Annotated in this window: 9 protein-coding genes and 1 pseudogene; 3 read left to right on the top strand and 7 right to left on the bottom strand. The window is 67.9% G+C overall.

From position 1 onward, the window contains the following. Positions 1-1,374: 1,374 nt before the first annotated feature. A pseudogene (locus tag RV045_RS01905) lies at positions 1,375-2,172 on the bottom strand (two-partner secretion domain-containing protein); the annotation flags it as partial. Between the two features lie 171 nt (positions 2,173-2,343). Beyond that, on the bottom strand, positions 2,344-4,017 hold the full coding sequence (locus tag RV045_RS01910; RefSeq protein WP_423234062.1) for a ShlB/FhaC/HecB family hemolysin secretion/activation protein: 1,674 nt from the start codon (positions 4,015-4,017) through the stop codon (positions 2,344-2,346). Positions 4,018-4,281: 264 nt separating this feature from the next. On the opposite strand from RV045_RS01910, the gene RV045_RS01915 reads away from it, so the two are divergent. Then, on the top strand, positions 4,282-6,063 hold the full coding sequence (locus RV045_RS01915; protein WP_423234063.1) for a GGDEF domain-containing protein: 1,782 nt from the start codon (positions 4,282-4,284) through the stop codon (positions 6,061-6,063). A gap of 10 nt (positions 6,064-6,073) precedes the next feature. Here RV045_RS01915 and RV045_RS01920 read toward each other — a convergent pair whose 3' ends face one another. From RV045_RS01920 to RV045_RS01940, 5 genes are read right to left on the bottom strand one after another with little or no spacing between them, the layout of a single operon-like run. After that, complete coding sequence (locus RV045_RS01920; RefSeq protein ID WP_423234064.1) at positions 6,074-7,894, bottom strand: GspE/PulE family protein; 1,821 nt, start codon at positions 7,892-7,894, stop codon at positions 6,074-6,076. A gap of 44 nt (positions 7,895-7,938) precedes the next feature. Beyond that, positions 7,939-8,868, bottom strand: coding sequence for a methyltransferase domain-containing protein (locus tag RV045_RS01925; RefSeq protein ID WP_423234065.1), 930 nt, complete (start codon positions 8,866-8,868; stop codon positions 7,939-7,941). After that, positions 8,868-9,752 (bottom strand): TatD family hydrolase, encoded by an 885-nt coding sequence (locus RV045_RS01930; protein ID WP_423234066.1) that lies wholly within the window; start codon positions 9,750-9,752, stop codon positions 8,868-8,870. The genes RV045_RS01925 and RV045_RS01930 overlap by 1 nt, the downstream gene beginning before the upstream one ends. Beyond that, positions 9,739-10,476 (bottom strand): lipoprotein-releasing ABC transporter ATP-binding protein LolD, encoded by a 738-nt coding sequence (gene lolD, locus RV045_RS01935; protein ID WP_423234067.1) that lies wholly within the window; start codon positions 10,474-10,476, stop codon positions 9,739-9,741. Before lolD ends, RV045_RS01930 begins: the two co-directional genes overlap by 14 nt. After that, positions 10,469-11,737: a lipoprotein-releasing ABC transporter permease subunit gene (locus RV045_RS01940; RefSeq protein ID WP_423234068.1), complete on the bottom strand. Its 1,269-nt coding sequence runs from the start codon at positions 11,735-11,737 to the stop codon at positions 10,469-10,471. Before RV045_RS01940 ends, lolD begins: the two co-directional genes overlap by 8 nt. Positions 11,738-11,809: 72 nt before the next feature. On the opposite strand from RV045_RS01940, the gene RV045_RS01945 reads away from it, so the two are divergent. Together RV045_RS01945 and RV045_RS01950 are read left to right on the top strand one after the other, a co-directional pair. Beyond that, positions 11,810-12,853, top strand: a complete 1,044-nt coding sequence (locus tag RV045_RS01945; RefSeq protein WP_423234069.1) for a hypothetical protein — start codon at positions 11,810-11,812, stop codon at positions 12,851-12,853. Next, complete coding sequence (locus RV045_RS01950; protein ID WP_423234070.1) at positions 12,850-14,628, top strand: single-stranded-DNA-specific exonuclease RecJ; 1,779 nt, start codon at positions 12,850-12,852, stop codon at positions 14,626-14,628. Before RV045_RS01945 ends, RV045_RS01950 begins: the two co-directional genes overlap by 4 nt. The last annotated feature ends 13 nt before the right edge of the window (positions 14,629-14,641 follow it).

Below are 14,641 nucleotides of genomic sequence, written 5' to 3' on the forward strand. Positions count from 1 at the left end.
AACATTATTTGCCGCACCGGGAAATGCACCAATAAACTGAATTTTACCGCTGGTGGTATTTGTGATATTTGCCGATTCAATTTTAATGGCTGAATTATCTTGCATGCCTGCGAGGACAGCAGGGAATTGACCTTTCAAGGACATTCCAGTGCCTGATGTAAGCGTGGAGGGTTTTCCCTCTGGGCTGGATATATAAATGCCATAGTTGTTATTATAATTCTTGGCAACACCACTCAGGCTAATAGCGCCACCCGCTTGAAGCGCAGCCTGGCTGATTTCAATACCGTGGTTAAACGATCCTATAAACGATGATCCAGTACCAAATATTGTCAAATTGCCAACCGCTTGAACAGATTGCGTCGCGCTGCCACGAGCACCAATAAAAGTGCCTCGGTTTCTGGTAATCGCCGTGCTGCCATTTTGCGTATCAGACAGCGAATTAATAAGAATATCTTTGCCGCTCACGCCATGATTGCCCGAATCGCTGAGCAAAGTCACGCCGTTGTTCAGAAATCCTGTACCGCCTGTTGGGTGAATATAGCCTCGAAGGGTTACGTTACCCGTGCCTGCACGTATATCCGCGTTCGCCAGAACAATAGCGCCTACAGCATTGGCCGCTACATCATCACTGCCTGTCCCGCCCCCTCTCCGATAGGCATAATATGCTGCTGGATCCTTTGCGCCACTAAAAAGCACATTGCCCCCACCACTATCAATGAGGCTATTCGCATTCATCCGGATGAATCCATCAGGCACGTCGGCAGTGCCATTACTACTGGCATTGCTGATGTAGTTGACAGATCCGCCCCGGGTTAAAACCTTAGCTTCTTCAGACTGAGTGATGCCTTTATTGGCATTCACATTAATATTTAGAGCACCACCCGTGCTGACAATATTTGAACTGATTATGACGTTGCTGTCAGCGGTGAGATTCAGCGTAGCTGCATTGCTGCCGCTGTAGGTAATGTCAGCCTTCTTGGCGACGGTCAGATCGCCCGCATCCGTACCCGCACCCGCTGTGGTCACGGTCACCGTGCCGTTGCTGGACAGATTGCTGGCGATATCGCCAGCGCGGGTTCCGTCGATGGTGATATTGACCGGGTCGATCAGCCATTCCCCGCCGGAACCCTGTTCAGACCGGGTTTCGGCGCGGAAGCCGGAAAAATCAACGTCGTGACCGGAGGTTTCAATACGCCCGCCTTGACCCGCGCCCGCCGCTTTGGCCTGCACATTTCCTTGAGCAATGGTTTTCCCGCCCGCCTTGTGCACATCGCTCCACAGCACCACCTCGCCGCCATCGCCGTTTTGCGTGGCGTTGGCGCTGATGCTGGCACCTTTGTCCATATCGACGCTGCTGGCCTGGCGCATCTCGCCCGCGCCCTGCCAGCCGCCGCCCACATACACGGTGCCTCCGCCCGAGGCGCCATCGGCTTTGATCTGGCTGCCTGCTTTCAGGGCAATATGATCGGCTTCAAGAACAATCTTGCCGCCTTTGTTCACCAGGCTGCTGGCGTCCAGCGTACCGGTGTTGACCACGCTGTCGCCCTGCAGCGTGATGCTGCCTGCCGGAGCCACGATCTGGCCTTCGTTGACGACTGCGCCGCCATTTGCCCCGTCCGCGCGGCCAGCGAACGGGTCTTTGCCCGCCATGAAAGCGTCGGAATCCGCTGTGCGCGTCGTGGCCACAATGCCGCCGACATTCACACTCGCGGTCGGCGAAAAGTAAACGCCCGCCGGGTTGCTCAGGTAGACCTGTCCGTTGGCTTTAATCTGGCCGTAAATCTGGCTGGGATCAACACCTTGCACGCGGTTCAAGGTGACCGCGCTGGCGCTGGGCTGCTGGAAGTTGACCGTCGCATCGCGACCGACATCAAAGCCCTGCCAGTCGATCACGGCGCGCTGGCTGGCCTGGGCTATGGTCATGGCCGCGCGCTGCTGCGCGATGCTGGCCTGGCCTGCGGCGACCTGGCCGCCCGTGGGCAGCTGCGTGGGCGCGGGGGGCGGCAGACTTTGCGCAAAACCGGCGGCGGGCGCCAGCAGGCTGCCGAGGATCAGGCTGCGCAAATCCAGCGTGCGGCTGGAGCGGGTTTTCCCCCGACCGCGAGCGCATTCCTGAACCGCAACCCAGCTTTGGGTGGATTCATTCCAGACGGTGCGGTAGGTTTTATTCATCAGTGGTTTGGCACGGGAGTACGCGGCCCAGTGCCTTATTTCCTCGAGTCACGCATAAAAAATACCCGGCATCCACCAGAGATGCCGGGTACCCGAATTTCGTTTGACCCGGCGATCCCGTCTGGAAGACGGGTCGGCCGCTTAAACGGCCATGAAGCGCCGGATTAACCGTCAGAACGCGGCATTCAGCGACAGCCAGACCCGGCTCTTGCGCAGCGTCCCGTCCTGGTCGCGGCCGTCCAGCGCAGGCAGCGGGTTGCTGCCGACGCGGCGCGCCCAGGTGGCGGTGGCGCTGATCCCTTTGGGACCGTACCAGGTCAGGCCCACCCCGGCACCCTGATACGTGGCGCTACCGCCCGTCGGGCTGTCGCTGGGATCGCGGTTGAGCAGGGCGCGGTCGTAAAAGACCGAGGCCGTCAGGTTCCAGGGCAGCGCTGCGCGCGCTTCCAGCTGCAGGAGCTGGCCATCTTTGCCGCCGCCTTCGCCGCTGGGGTAAGCACGAACGCCCTGCGGGCCGCCCGCATAAAAGCGCTCGGACGAATCCTGCGCGCTGTCGGCCCACTGGCCGCGCAGGCTGCCGTAAAGCGAGAAGCTGCCGCCCAGATTCTGCTGGTGGCTGATGTCGTAGCGCAGCTTGGTCGAGCGCCCGGCAACGCCCGATGTGGCTTCGCGCTGCACGTCGGCCGAAACCAGGGTGGCGCTCCAGCTGGTGATGCCGCCGCTGCCTGCGTCCACGACACGGTCGCCACTCAGGCCCACGCTGGCGGCATTGACGCCATAGCCCGTGCTGTTGCCGTTGGCCGTGTTGTCGTAGTTGCGACGCTCGAAACCGCCCTGCAGATAGACATTGCTGCGGGCCGAGCGCAGCAGCGGGTAAACCAGGTTCAGGCCCGCGCTGCGCGAGCTGCCGCTGGCGGCCAGGCTGGCGAACTCCGGCGTGATCAGGCGGTAGCCCAGCCAGGACAGGTTGGCGCCCAGGCGCAGGCCGTCCGTGCCCAGCGGAAACTGCGCCGCGCCGCTGAAGTAGTTCAGCCCTTCGGCGTGCAGCAGGCGCAGGCTGAAGGTCTCGCCACGGCCCAGCGGGCTGGCCAGACCGACCTGGGCCTGCAGGCGCAGCGGTCCGGTCGAGCGCGTGCCCTGGTTGTCCACGCCCACACTGCCATACAGCAGCGGCTCGGGCGTCATGCGCAGGGTCACGTCGGTCTGGCCGGGTTTCTCGCCCGCGCCCAGCACGCCGCTGACCGCGACACCGGCCAGATCGCTGGCGATGCGCAGGCCACGGTCCAGCGCCCCGGCGTTCAGGGGCTGGCCGGGAACGACCCCGGCGCGGCGCACGGTCTGCTCGACCTGCTGCGCCGAGGCGCGCGATTCGCCCTGCAGACGCAGCTGCCCCACCTGGGCCTCGACCACCTGCAGCGTCACGGTGCCGCCGGTGATGTCCTGCGCGGGCAGCAGCACGCGCACCACCCAGCCGCCTTCGCGGTAGGCGTCGCTGACGGCGGCGGTCACGGCTTTCAGTCCCTCCAGATCCAGGGTCTGGCCCACCCAGGGGCGCACGCGCTCCTGCAGCAGTTCGGCCGGCAGCAGCGTGTTGCCCGTGAACTGGAAGGCCTTGACGGTGACCTGCGCGGGCAGCTCGCCCGAAACGGAAGGCTGGGCCTGCGGCTGCGGCGCGGCCGGCGCCACGCGGGCAGGAGCGGCGGGCTGGCGGTCCCGCTCGGTCTGCTGGGTCAGCGAGCCGGCGTCCGGCACCGACTGGGCCAGCAGCAGCGGGCTGCTGGCGCCCAGGGTCAGACAGACAGCAACGGGACGACAGATCTGAATGGCCTTCGGGGTCATGCGCATGGTTATCTCTCCAGAATGGGTCTGTCTGGAGTCTAGGCAGTCTGCGCCACCGGGCAAATCCGGAAAAGCGCATTATTTAGGGCCACTTGAGGCCCTTGCGCCGGGTATCGTGACAAATTGCACAAAAACCATCCGGGCTAATGGCCGGACTAAAACCCGCTTTACCCGCACATGCGCCGCCAGAGATCGGGTTAATTTAGAAGGATTATTTCAGAGGCCAGAACGGGAGGCCCGGTTCGCCCGAGCTGCGCTGTCCCACACATCATGAAGTCTGTTTCTCCCCCGCTCAGCAGCAAAAGTCTGCATCAGGTGCTGTGGCCTTTTGGCCTGGTCGCCGTGCTGTGCACCCTGCTGCTGGCTGCAGGAGGGGTCGCCAAAACCGGCCAGACCTATGATCTGGCCCGCAACAACGCGACCCAGGTGCGCCAGTTTGCAGCGATCCTGGAGGCCGCCAATGCGATTTCGGCCGAGCGCGGGCCCGCCAATGTGCTGATGACCGCCGAGCCCTCGCGCTACGAATCGCTGCTGCTGAAGTGGCACAACGCGCAGGCGCGCACCGATGCCGCTTTGAAAACCGCCAGCCTGACGCGCACCCTGCCGCGCGATCTGCTGGACCGCGTCACCGAGCAGCTTGACCAGGGGCGGCGGCGCGTTCTGGCCGCGTCGCTGCGGCCCCGCGAGCAGCTGGCTTACCGCGACGTGCAGATGGCCATCAACGCCATGTTTCTGGCCTGGGACAATTACCAGCGCGTCGTGCTGTGGCAGAGCCGTCATATGATCCAGAGCGATCCGGCGATTGCTTCAGTGGCCATCCGCAATATGACGCTGAGTGGCCTGCGCGAATATGCCGGGCGTTTAGGATCTTATCTGATTGCCCCGATCAGCATGAAAGAAAACATGCCGCTGGAGAATCAGATCAACAGCCGCGAAACCATGGCGCGCATCCAGACGCTGTGGACGCTTCTGCCCGCTTATGTCGGCGATATTGGCGGTTCGGCCGACCGCAACCTGTCTCTGGCGCAGCATTATGAAATTGCGCGGCAGGTGTATATGGTGCAGGGCCTGGCGCTGGTCGAGCGCCAGCTGCGGGATGGCGGAGAACTGAGCGCGATGGCGCTGGATGCCGAATCCTTCACGGCGCAGTATGTGGCCGCCATGAAACCGCTGGAAACACTGCGCAATCAGAATCTGGCCGCCGTAGTGGACAAATTCAATCACCGCCAGGACCAGGCGCTGATCGAGCTGCTGGCCACCGCACTCATCGCCACGCTGCTGGTGGGATCGATGTCGGTGCTGCTGATCGTCATGCGGCGGCGTGTGGTCCAGCCGCTGCTGCACGGCGCCAAAGTCATCATCGACCTGTCGGAAAACCAGCTGCCCAGCCAGCCCATGCCCATTCAGGGCCAGGTGCGCGAGCTGCAGCGGCTCTACGCCGCCATCGACGCGGTGGCGGGCAAGCTGGCCGAGTGGTCCACGCTGACGCGGCAGTTCGAAAAACTGGCCATCACCGACGGCCTGACGGGCCTGGTCAACCGGCGCAACCTGGACGAGCTGGGTTTCAAGGCTTCGCTGAGCGTGCGCAGCAGCGACGTGCCCCACCTGATCCTGGTCGACATCGACCACTTCAAGGCCATCAACGACCGCTACGGCCACCCGGTGGGCGACCAGGTGCTGCGCGAAGTGGCGGCGCTGATGCGCCGCACGGTGCGCGACAACGACTGCGTGGCGCGCTTTGGCGGCGAAGAATTTGCCGTGCTCATCCAGGGCAACAGCCTGGCCGAAGCAGCCATCGTGGCGCGCAAGCTGCGCCGCGCGGTGCAGAACCAGACCATCGTCACCAGCGACGGTCAGGCGCTGCGCGTGACCGCCAGCTTTGGCGTCGCCGGCGGCAAGAACGAGGCCTGGGCCGACATCATCCGCTACGCCGACGAGGCCCTGTACCGCGCCAAAACCGCCGGGCGCAACCGCGTGCGCGTGACCCGCACCCAAAGCCGCCAGCGCCACCCCCCGCTGCTGCAGAACATTCCGCTGCCTGAGCTGGGCTGAGGCTCTGCGCCTAGCCCTCCCACCCCGGCGTGCATCTCAGCACCTCTTCCAGCGTGGTCTGCCCCTGGGCGACCTTGTGGCAGCCGGCCAGGCGCAGGGTCTGCATGCCGCCTTTGGCGGCGGTGCGGCGCAGCGCGGTGATGTCGAGTTCGCGCTGGATGCTGGCCTTTTCGGGCTCGCCAATCGACAGCAGCTCGTAGAGACCGACGCGGCCTTTGTAGCCGGTCTGGCGGCATTCCAGGCAGCCGACGGGTTTGCAGGCGGCAATGTCACCCTTCCAGGTCCAGGGGCGGACCAGCGGCGCCAGCGTTTCAGACGTGACGCTGTCGTCGGGCTGTTTGCAGTGCGGACACAAGGTGCGCACCAGGCGCTGGGCCAGCACGCCGATCACTGCCGCCTGGATCAGGTAGTGCGGCACGCCCAGGTCGGACAGCCGCGTCAGCGCCGAGGGCGCGTCGTTGGTGTGCAGGGTCGAGAACACCAGGTGGCCGGTGAGCGCCGACTGGATCGCCATTTCGGCGGTTTCCAGATCGCGGATCTCGCCCACCATGATGATGTCCGGATCCTGGCGCAGCAGCGCCCGCAGCCCTTCGGCAAAGCCCAGATCCAGCGCAGGCTGCACCTGCGTCTGGTTGAAGCTGGAGACGACCATCTCGATGGGGTCTTCCAGCGTGCTGACGTTGACCTCGTCGGTGGCCAGCGCGCGCAGCGTGGCATACAGCGTGCTGGTTTTGCCCGAACCCGTCGGGCCGGTGACCAGGATGATGCCGTGGTGGCGCGAGATCAGATCGCGCCAGCGCGCTTCCTCGCGCCCGCCAAATCCCAGCGAGGCGATGCTCTTGCGCGTGGTTTCCGGGTCGAAAATGCGCATGACCATTTTCTCGCCGAAGGCCGTGGGCAGCGTCGAGAGGCGCATTTCGACCTCGCCGCCCGGGCCACTGGGGCCATCGGGCTGGCGCGTCTTGATGCGGCCATCGAGCGGACGGCGCTTTTCGACCACGTCCATGCGGCCCAGCAGCTTGATGCGCGAGGTCATCGCCGCCATCACCGACAGCGGCACCTGGTAGACGGTGTGCAGCACGCCATCGATGCGAAAGCGGATGATGCCCATCTCCCGGCGCGGCTCCAGGTGGATGTCGCTGGCGCGCTGCTCGAAGGCGTACTGCCACAGCCACTCGACCACCTGGACCACGCCCTCGTCGTTGGCGTCCAGTTTGCGGCTGGCACGACCCAGTTCGACCAGCTGCTCGAAGTTGTTGATGCCGCTGACCGCGTCGGCCTTGCGCGTGGCCGAGCGCATGGATTTGGCCAGGGCGTAGAACTCGGTGGTGTAGCGCGCAATATCGACCGGGCTGGACAGCACCAGATGCACGCGGCGGCGCGTGTGCTGCTCGATCGCGCCCACCCAGTCGCGGTCGTAGGGCTCGCTGGTGGCGATGGTCACGTCGCTGGCATCGACCTTCACCGGCAGCACGCCCCGGCTGACGGCGTAGCTGGCCGACATCACCTCGGCGACGCGGCCGACATCCACCTTCAGCGGATCAATGCGCAGGAAAGGCAGGCCCGTGCGCCCCGCCAGCCATTCGGTCAGCGCGTCCACGTCCACCGCGCGGCCGCTGGCGGGGTGAATCCAGCCCATCAGGCCCAGACGCACCAGCGCGTGCTGGCGGCTGGGCGCGGCGGCCAGGCGCGTCACCAGGTTCTGCGCCTGATTCGCGTCCAGCCAGCCGTCTTCTTCCAGCCAGCGCAGCAGCTGCGTCCAGTCCAGCCGCCCGCGCGGCTCGAAGCCCATGGCGGGCGGCGCTGGGGCGGCGGTGGCGGTATCGGTCATGGTGCGGGGCGGGCTTCAGACAAGTGGAAAAGAAGGGAGGCGGATCAGCGCGGCGCCTCCCACGGCCGCCAGGCGCGCACCCAGCGCGGCGCGGGCAGGCCCAGCAGGGCCTCGATCTGGCTGGCCCGGTCGCGCATCACGGCGGCGTCCCAGGGCAGGGGCTGATCCAGACCATTGTAGGCAAAGGCCACCGTGTTGCCCTCGAGAGTCGGGGGCAGATGACCCAGGTTTTCAGGGCCAAAGGCCAGCGCCATCTGGGTCATGCTGCGGTCAAAGGCGCTGTCGCGGCCGAAGAGGTTGACGCACATCCCCCCACCCGGCACCAGCACGCGGCGGCAGGCGCGGTAGAACTCGAAGCTGTCCAGCACCGGCGCAGCGGCCTCGTGGTCGTAAAGATCAACCTGCAGCGCCTCGACGCTGGCCGGCGGCGCCGCAGCCAGCCAGGCGGCGGCATCGGCGTGGACCACGCGCAGCGTTGCGCCGTCTTCCGGCAGCGCGAAGTGGCGGCGGTTGGCGGCGATCACGGCCGGGTTCAGCTCCACAGCCAGCGTGCGTGCCTGCAGCCGCTGCGCGGCAAAGCGCGTCAGGGCGCCCGCACCCAGGCCCAGCTGGACCACGCGCCAGGGCGTGCCCGGCGGCTCCAGCAGAGCGTGGCCGGGGGGGTCAGCTGCCGGGCTGGAGGACGTGACCGGATCAGATTCTGGCGCGGCGAGCTGCGCCTCCAGATCATCGCGCCACAGCAGCCACAGCATCATGCGCTGGATGTATTCCAGCTCGAGCACCAGCGGCTGGCGGATGCGCATGGCGCCCTGCACCCAGGGCGTGCCCAGGTGCAGATAACGCACGCCGTTGATTTCCGACAGGCTGACTTCGGGCAGCGCAGGGCCCCCGGAAGAACCACTTTTGGATCGGGTGTCGCGGCGCTGGCGCCAGGCCAATTCGGGGGGCGACCCCGAGGGGGCACGAAAAGCCATCACATCCTCTCTGAATAAGATCCCCACAGCGCGCGGCTGCGGGGCAGCGCGGCCAGGGTGTTGTCCCAGACCTGCGCGGCCAGGTCGGGCAGCGCCACGCCGCGCCACTGCGCCAGCAGCGCGGCGATGCGCGGCAGCTCGCTGCTGTCGTTGCGCGCGGGCGGCTGGCCGGGCGTGCGCAGCCAGGCGGGCGCCATGTCGGGCGCGTCGGTTTCCAGCACGAAAGCGTCTGGCGGCAAGCGCCGCGCGATGCCTTGCAGGCGCTGGGCGCGGTCGTGCGTCATCGCGCCGCCCAGGCCCAGCTTCAGGCCCAGATCAAGCAGTGCGCAGGCCTGCTGCCAGCTGCCCGCAAACGCATGGGCAATGCCGCCACCGCCAAAGTGCGCCCGGCGCAGCAGGGCCGCGACCGCGTCCACCGCGTGTCGGCTGTGCAGCACCAGCGGCAGCGACCAGGCTTTGGCCAGACGAATCTGGCGCTCCAGCACCGGCTGCTGCTGCACCAGCGTGGGCGCGGGCACAAAGCCATCCAGACCGCACTCGCCCACCGCCACGACACAGGGCGGCAGCGTCTGCGCCGTCCAGCGTGCTGCCAGGACGCCCAGCGCAGGCGCGCTGGCTTCATCCACGTACATCGGGTGGACGCCCAGCGCCAGCGCAAGGATAGGCTGCGCGCCAGGATAGCTTACCGGGGCCGAAGCAGCAGCGACCAGATCATCCCAATGCCCGGGATGCACCGCCGGAATCAGCACCCCGGCCACGCCCGCCGCCGCTGCGCGCTGCAGAACGGCGGCGCGGTCGGGGTCGAACTCGGCGGCGTCCAGGTGGGCGTGGCTGTCCAGCCAGCGCACGGGGCCGGGCTCTGACGCGCGCTCAGACGGCTGCATCGTCCTGCAGCACGCCCAGCGTCAGGCGCAGGGCGCGGTCGCAGCGCTGCGCCAGGGCGGTGTCGTGGGTGACCAGCACAAAGGCCGTGCCGTGGTCGCGGGCCAGCTCCAGCATCAGGGCAAAGACGCTGTCGGCGGTGCGCGCGTCCAGGTTGCCGGTGGGCTCGTCGGCCAGCACGCAGGCCGGTTGCGTCACCAGGGCGCGGGCGATGGCCACGCGCTGGCGCTCGCCACCCGAGAGCTGCGCGGGCTGGTGCTCCGCCCGCGCTTTCAGGCCCACGCGGTCCAGCAGGGCCAGTGCGCGCTGGGCGGCTTCTTGCGGATCCATGCGGGCGATGCGCAGCGGCATCATCACGTTGTCCAGCGCGGTGAACTCGGGCAGCAGGTGGTGGAACTGGTAGACAAAGCCCAGGTGGCGGTTGCGCCAGCGGCCCTGTTCGGCCAGCGACATTGTGGCGAAATCGCGGCCCATCAGCGTCACACGGCCGCTGCTGGGTTCGTCCAGGCCGCCCAGCACGTGCAAAAGCGTCGATTTGCCCGAGCCAGAACTGCCCACAATCGCCAGCGTCTGCGCGGCCTGAACCTGCAGCGAGACCTGGTCCAGCACGCGCAGGCCCTCGCTGCCGCCCGCCACGTCGCGGAACACCTTGCCCACGCCTTCGGCCACCAGCACCGGCCCTGTGCGGGCGGCGGTCACGGCCGCGTCTGTGTGGAAATCATTCATAGCGCAGGGCCTCCGCAGGACGCACGCGGCTGGCCTGCCAGCTCGGGTAAAGCGTGGCCAGGAAGGCCAGCGCCAGCGAAATCAGCACGATGGGGACGATGTCGCCGGCCTGCGGATCGCTGGGCATGTGGCTGATCAGGTAGATGCTGGCGGGCAGGAAGCTGACGTGAAAGAGCGATTCCAGCGCATTGACGATGGCGCCAATGTTGAAGGCCACCACCAGCCCCAGCAGCAGGCCACCCAGCGTGCCCATGATGCCGGCCAGCGAGCCCTGGACCAGAAAAATCCCCATCACCGAGCGCGGGCTGGCGCCCAGGGTGCGCAGGATGGCGATGTCGCTGCGCTTGTCGGTCACCGTCATCACCAGGGTCGAGACCAGGTTGAAGGCGGCGACGGCGACGATCAGGGTCAGGATGATGCCCATCATGCGCTTTTCGATGCGCACGGCGTCGTACCACTGGCGGTTGGTCTGCGTCCAGTCGCTGATGCGCAGCTCGTCGCTGAGCTGGCCCTGCAGGCTGCGGCTGAGCTGCCACACCGCCGTCGGCGCGTCCTGCGGCTGCTTCAGGCGCAACTGCAGCCCGCCCGGGCCGCTCAGGCGCATCAGGCGCTGGGCGTCGTCGATGGCGATCCAGGCCAGCGCGCTGTCATATTCAAAGTGGCCGGTGTCCAGAATGCCCGTCACCGTCATCTGCTTGAGGCGCGGCACCACCCCGGCCGGCGTCACCTGGCCCGAAGGCGTCAGCACCGTCACCTGATCGCCCACGCGGGCGTCCAGGCTGGCGGCCAGCTCGCGGCCCAGCAGGATGTGCCAGCTGCCGGGCGTCAGCGTCGCCAGCTCTTTGGGAATGCGCCGCGCCAGGTCGGACACCTGCGCCTCCTGCGCCGGGTTGATGCCGCGCAGGAGCGCCCCGCGCATGGCGTCGGCCCGCGCCAGCAGCACCTGGCTGGACACAAAAGGCGCCGTGCCGATCACGTCGGGGTTCTGCCGCACCAGCTGCGTCAGGCGGTCGGCCTGCGTCAGGCCCTGGCCTTGGGCCTGCTGGATCTCGACGTGCGGCACCACGGCCAGCATGCGGTCGCGGACTTCCTTCTGGAAGCCGTTCATCACCGACAGCACGATAATCAGTGCGGCCACGCCCAGCGCAATACCGATGACCGACACCAGCGAAATAAAACTGATAAAGCCGTTGCGGCCCGAGGCCCGCCCGGCGCGGGTGTAGCGCCAGCCGATCAGCCATTCATAGGGGATTTTTGACATGGCGCGATGCTACCCTGGAAGCCCGCGCCCCCGCCGCGCACGCCGCCCCTCACCCTGGCGATAATGCGGGCCATGCATCTCATCCTCCCCTGGGCCTGGCCTTTTGACGAAGCCCCAGCGCGTCTTCCCGCCCTGCCCGCCACACCGCATCTGAATCGTCTGCTGGCCGACTGGACCGCCGGGCCGCGCCTGAGCGCCCCCGGCGAGGACCCGCTGCGCAGCCTGAACCCGCCGCACGAGCACGCCCTGGCGCAGGCCGCGACGCGCAAGGCTTGCACCAGCGCCCCGCCCTGCCCCGACGGCCGTGTGCCCATGGCCGCGTACTGGGCCGCGCAGGACGGCCTGGCCGTCACCCCCGCCAACGCTGCGCACTGGGCGCTGGCGACGCCCTGCCACTGGCAGGTGGGCCAGCGCAGCACGGTGCTGGCCCTGCCTGCGGCACCGGCCTGGGACGAGACCGTATCGCGCCGCCTCTTCGAGGCGCTGGCGCCGCTGTTCGCCGATGAGGCCAGCGACTCGCCGCTGGAGCTGCTCTGGGGCCAGGCCGGGCGCTGGTATGTGCGCCACCCGCTGCTGGCCGAACTGCCGCTGGCGGCGCTGGACCGCGTGCTGGGCCAGGACGTGCAGGCCTGGCTGCCCCAGGATGCCGATCTGGGCGACGACGCCCGCGCCCTGCTGCGCCGCCTGCGCCGCCTGCAGGCCGAGGCGCAGATGCTGCTCTACACCCACCCCGCCCACGACGCGCTGGAGCGCGCGGGCTCGCCGCCCGTCAACACCCTGTGGTTCAGCGGCAGCGGCGATGGCACGCTGTGGACGCAGGGCACTGGCGCCCCGGCAGACCCACCCCGACTGGACGATGTCCTGGCGCGGGCCGCGCTGGCGGGCGACATTGCCGCCTGGGCGCAGGCCTGGAGCGCGGTTGAAGCCCGCGTGGCCAGCGGTGGCCTGACCGCCCTGACCCTGTGCAGCCAGCGCGCCTGGCGCACCTGGCGGCCCACGCCGCCCGCTGCGGCCTGGAATGTACTGGCGCGCTGGCAGCAGCAGCGCCGCATCGCCCGCAGCAGCCAGCCCGGCGCGCTGGCCGCCGTGCTGACCCGCCTGGACGACGTCGCATGAGCGCCGCCCTGAAGCTGCGCCCCCGCGACGTGCCGCCGCGTGCCGCCTTCGCGCTGGAACAGGCTGGCGTGCCGCCGCTGCTGGCGCGCCTGTATGCCGCGCGCGGCGTGCGCGACCCGCAGGAGCTGGACCCCGCGCTGGCCCACCTGCTGCCGCCCGGCACGCTGCGCGGCATGGACGCCGCAAGCCGCCTGCTGGCCCAGGCGGTGCGCGAGCAGTGGCCCACCACCATCGTTGCCGATTACGATTGCGATGGCGCCAGCGCCTGCGCCGTCGCCCTGCGCGGCCTGGCGCTGCTGGGTCTGGCGCCGGATCGGCTGGATTTCATCGTGCCCGACCGTCAGGTGCACGGATACGGCCTGACGCCGACCATCGTCGATCTCATCCCGCCCGGCACGCGCCTGCTGCTGACGGTGGACAACGGCATCGCCAGCCTGGACGGCGTGCGCTGCGCCCGCGAGCGCGGCCTGAAGGTGCTGATCACCGATCACCACCTGCCCGCAGTCATCGACGGCCAGCCTGTGCTGCCTGACGCCGACGCCGTGGTCAACCCCAACCAGCCGGACTGCGGCTTTGCCAGCAAGCACCTGGCCGGGGTCGGCGTGATGTTTTATGTGCTGATGGCCACGCGCGCCGCCCTGCGCGACAGCGGGCATTACCCGCAGGGCCAGCCGCGTCTGGACGACCTGCTGGACCTGGTCGCGCTGGGCACGGTGGCGGATGTGGTCCGCCTGGACGCCAACAACCGCCGCCTGGTCGCGCAGGGCTTGCAGCGCATGCGCAGCGGGCGGCTCAGCCCCGGCGTGCGCGCGCTGTTTGTCGCTGCCGGGCGCGATCCGGCGCGGGCCTGTGCCAGCGATCTGGGCTTTGCGGTGGGGCCGCGCATCAATGCCGCCGGGCGCCTGGCCGACATGCGCATCGGCATCCAGTGCCTGGCCACCGCCAATGAGGCTGAGGCCACGCGTCTGGCCGAGCAGCTCGACCAGATCAACCGCGAGCGCCGGGGGGTGGAATCGAACATGCGCGATCTGGCCGAAAGCCAGGTGCTGCGCCTGGCGCAGCGCGCGCTGCACGAGGGCCAAGGCGATGGGCAGGACGGCGCCAGCGCTGCAGGTCTGGCGCTGTTTGACGACAGCTTCCACGAGGGCGTGGTCGGCATCGTGGCCGGGCGGCTCAAGGACCAGCTTCATCGGCCGGTCTTCGTGTTTGCGCCGGGGCAGGACGGGCTGCTCAAGGGCTCGGGGCGCTCGATCGCCGGGCTGCACCTGCGCGATGCTCTGGACTGGATCAGCAAGCAGGCGCCCGACCTGCTGGTGCGCTTTGGCGGCCACGCCATGGCGGCCGGCTGCACGCTGCGCGCGGGCGATTTCCCGGCTTTCGAGCGCCTGTTCACCGCGGTGACGCGCGCCTGGCTGACGCCCGAAACCCTGCAGCGCACGCTGCTGACCGACGGCCCGCTGCCCGCCAGCGCGCAGACCGCGCAGACCGCCCGCCTGCTGCGCGATCCGGTCTGGGGCCAGGGCTTCGAGGCCCCGGTCTTCTGCGATCGCGTTCAGGTGCTGGAGCAGCGCCTGGTTGGCGGGCGCCACACCCGCCTGCGCGTGAGGGCTCTGGACAGCAGCAGCGGTGCCAGCGCGGCAGCGGGCATCTACAACGCCATCTGGTTTGGCCACACCGACCCGGTGCCCGACACCGTGGCGCTGGCTTACCAGCTGGCGCTGGACGAGTTTCGCGGCGCCGATCAGGTGCAGTGGGTGGTCCAGGCCGCTGTCTGAGGGGGATATGGGC

The organism is Amphibiibacter pelophylacis, assembly GCF_037688875.1.
In the GTDB taxonomy this organism is placed as follows: Bacteria; Pseudomonadota; Gammaproteobacteria; order Burkholderiales; family Burkholderiaceae_C; genus Amphibiibacter; species Amphibiibacter pelophylacis.

What these genes read in the sequence shown, in the direction of transcription:
- lolD (WP_423234067.1), bottom strand. Translation starts at nt 10,476, where the DNA reads ATGAATGATTTCCACACAGACGCGGCCGTGACCGCCGCCCGCACAGGG.
- RV045_RS01950 (WP_423234070.1), top strand. Translation starts at nt 12,850, where the DNA reads ATGAGCGCCGCCCTGAAGCTGCGCCCCCGCGACGTGCCGCCGCGTGCC.
- RV045_RS01910 (WP_423234062.1), bottom strand. Translation starts at nt 4,017, where the DNA reads ATGCGCATGACCCCGAAGGCCATTCAGATCTGTCGTCCCGTTGCTGTC.
- RV045_RS01915 (WP_423234063.1), top strand. Translation starts at nt 4,282, where the DNA reads ATGAAGTCTGTTTCTCCCCCGCTCAGCAGCAAAAGTCTGCATCAGGTG.
- RV045_RS01945 (WP_423234069.1), top strand. Translation starts at nt 11,810, where the DNA reads ATGCATCTCATCCTCCCCTGGGCCTGGCCTTTTGACGAAGCCCCAGCG.
- RV045_RS01940 (WP_423234068.1), bottom strand. Translation starts at nt 11,737, where the DNA reads ATGTCAAAAATCCCCTATGAATGGCTGATCGGCTGGCGCTACACCCGC.
- RV045_RS01920 (WP_423234064.1), bottom strand. Translation starts at nt 7,894, where the DNA reads ATGACCGATACCGCCACCGCCGCCCCAGCGCCGCCCGCCATGGGCTTC.
- RV045_RS01930 (WP_423234066.1), bottom strand. Translation starts at nt 9,752, where the DNA reads ATGCAGCCGTCTGAGCGCGCGTCAGAGCCCGGCCCCGTGCGCTGGCTG.
- RV045_RS01925 (WP_423234065.1), bottom strand. Translation starts at nt 8,868, where the DNA reads ATGGCTTTTCGTGCCCCCTCGGGGTCGCCCCCCGAATTGGCCTGGCGC.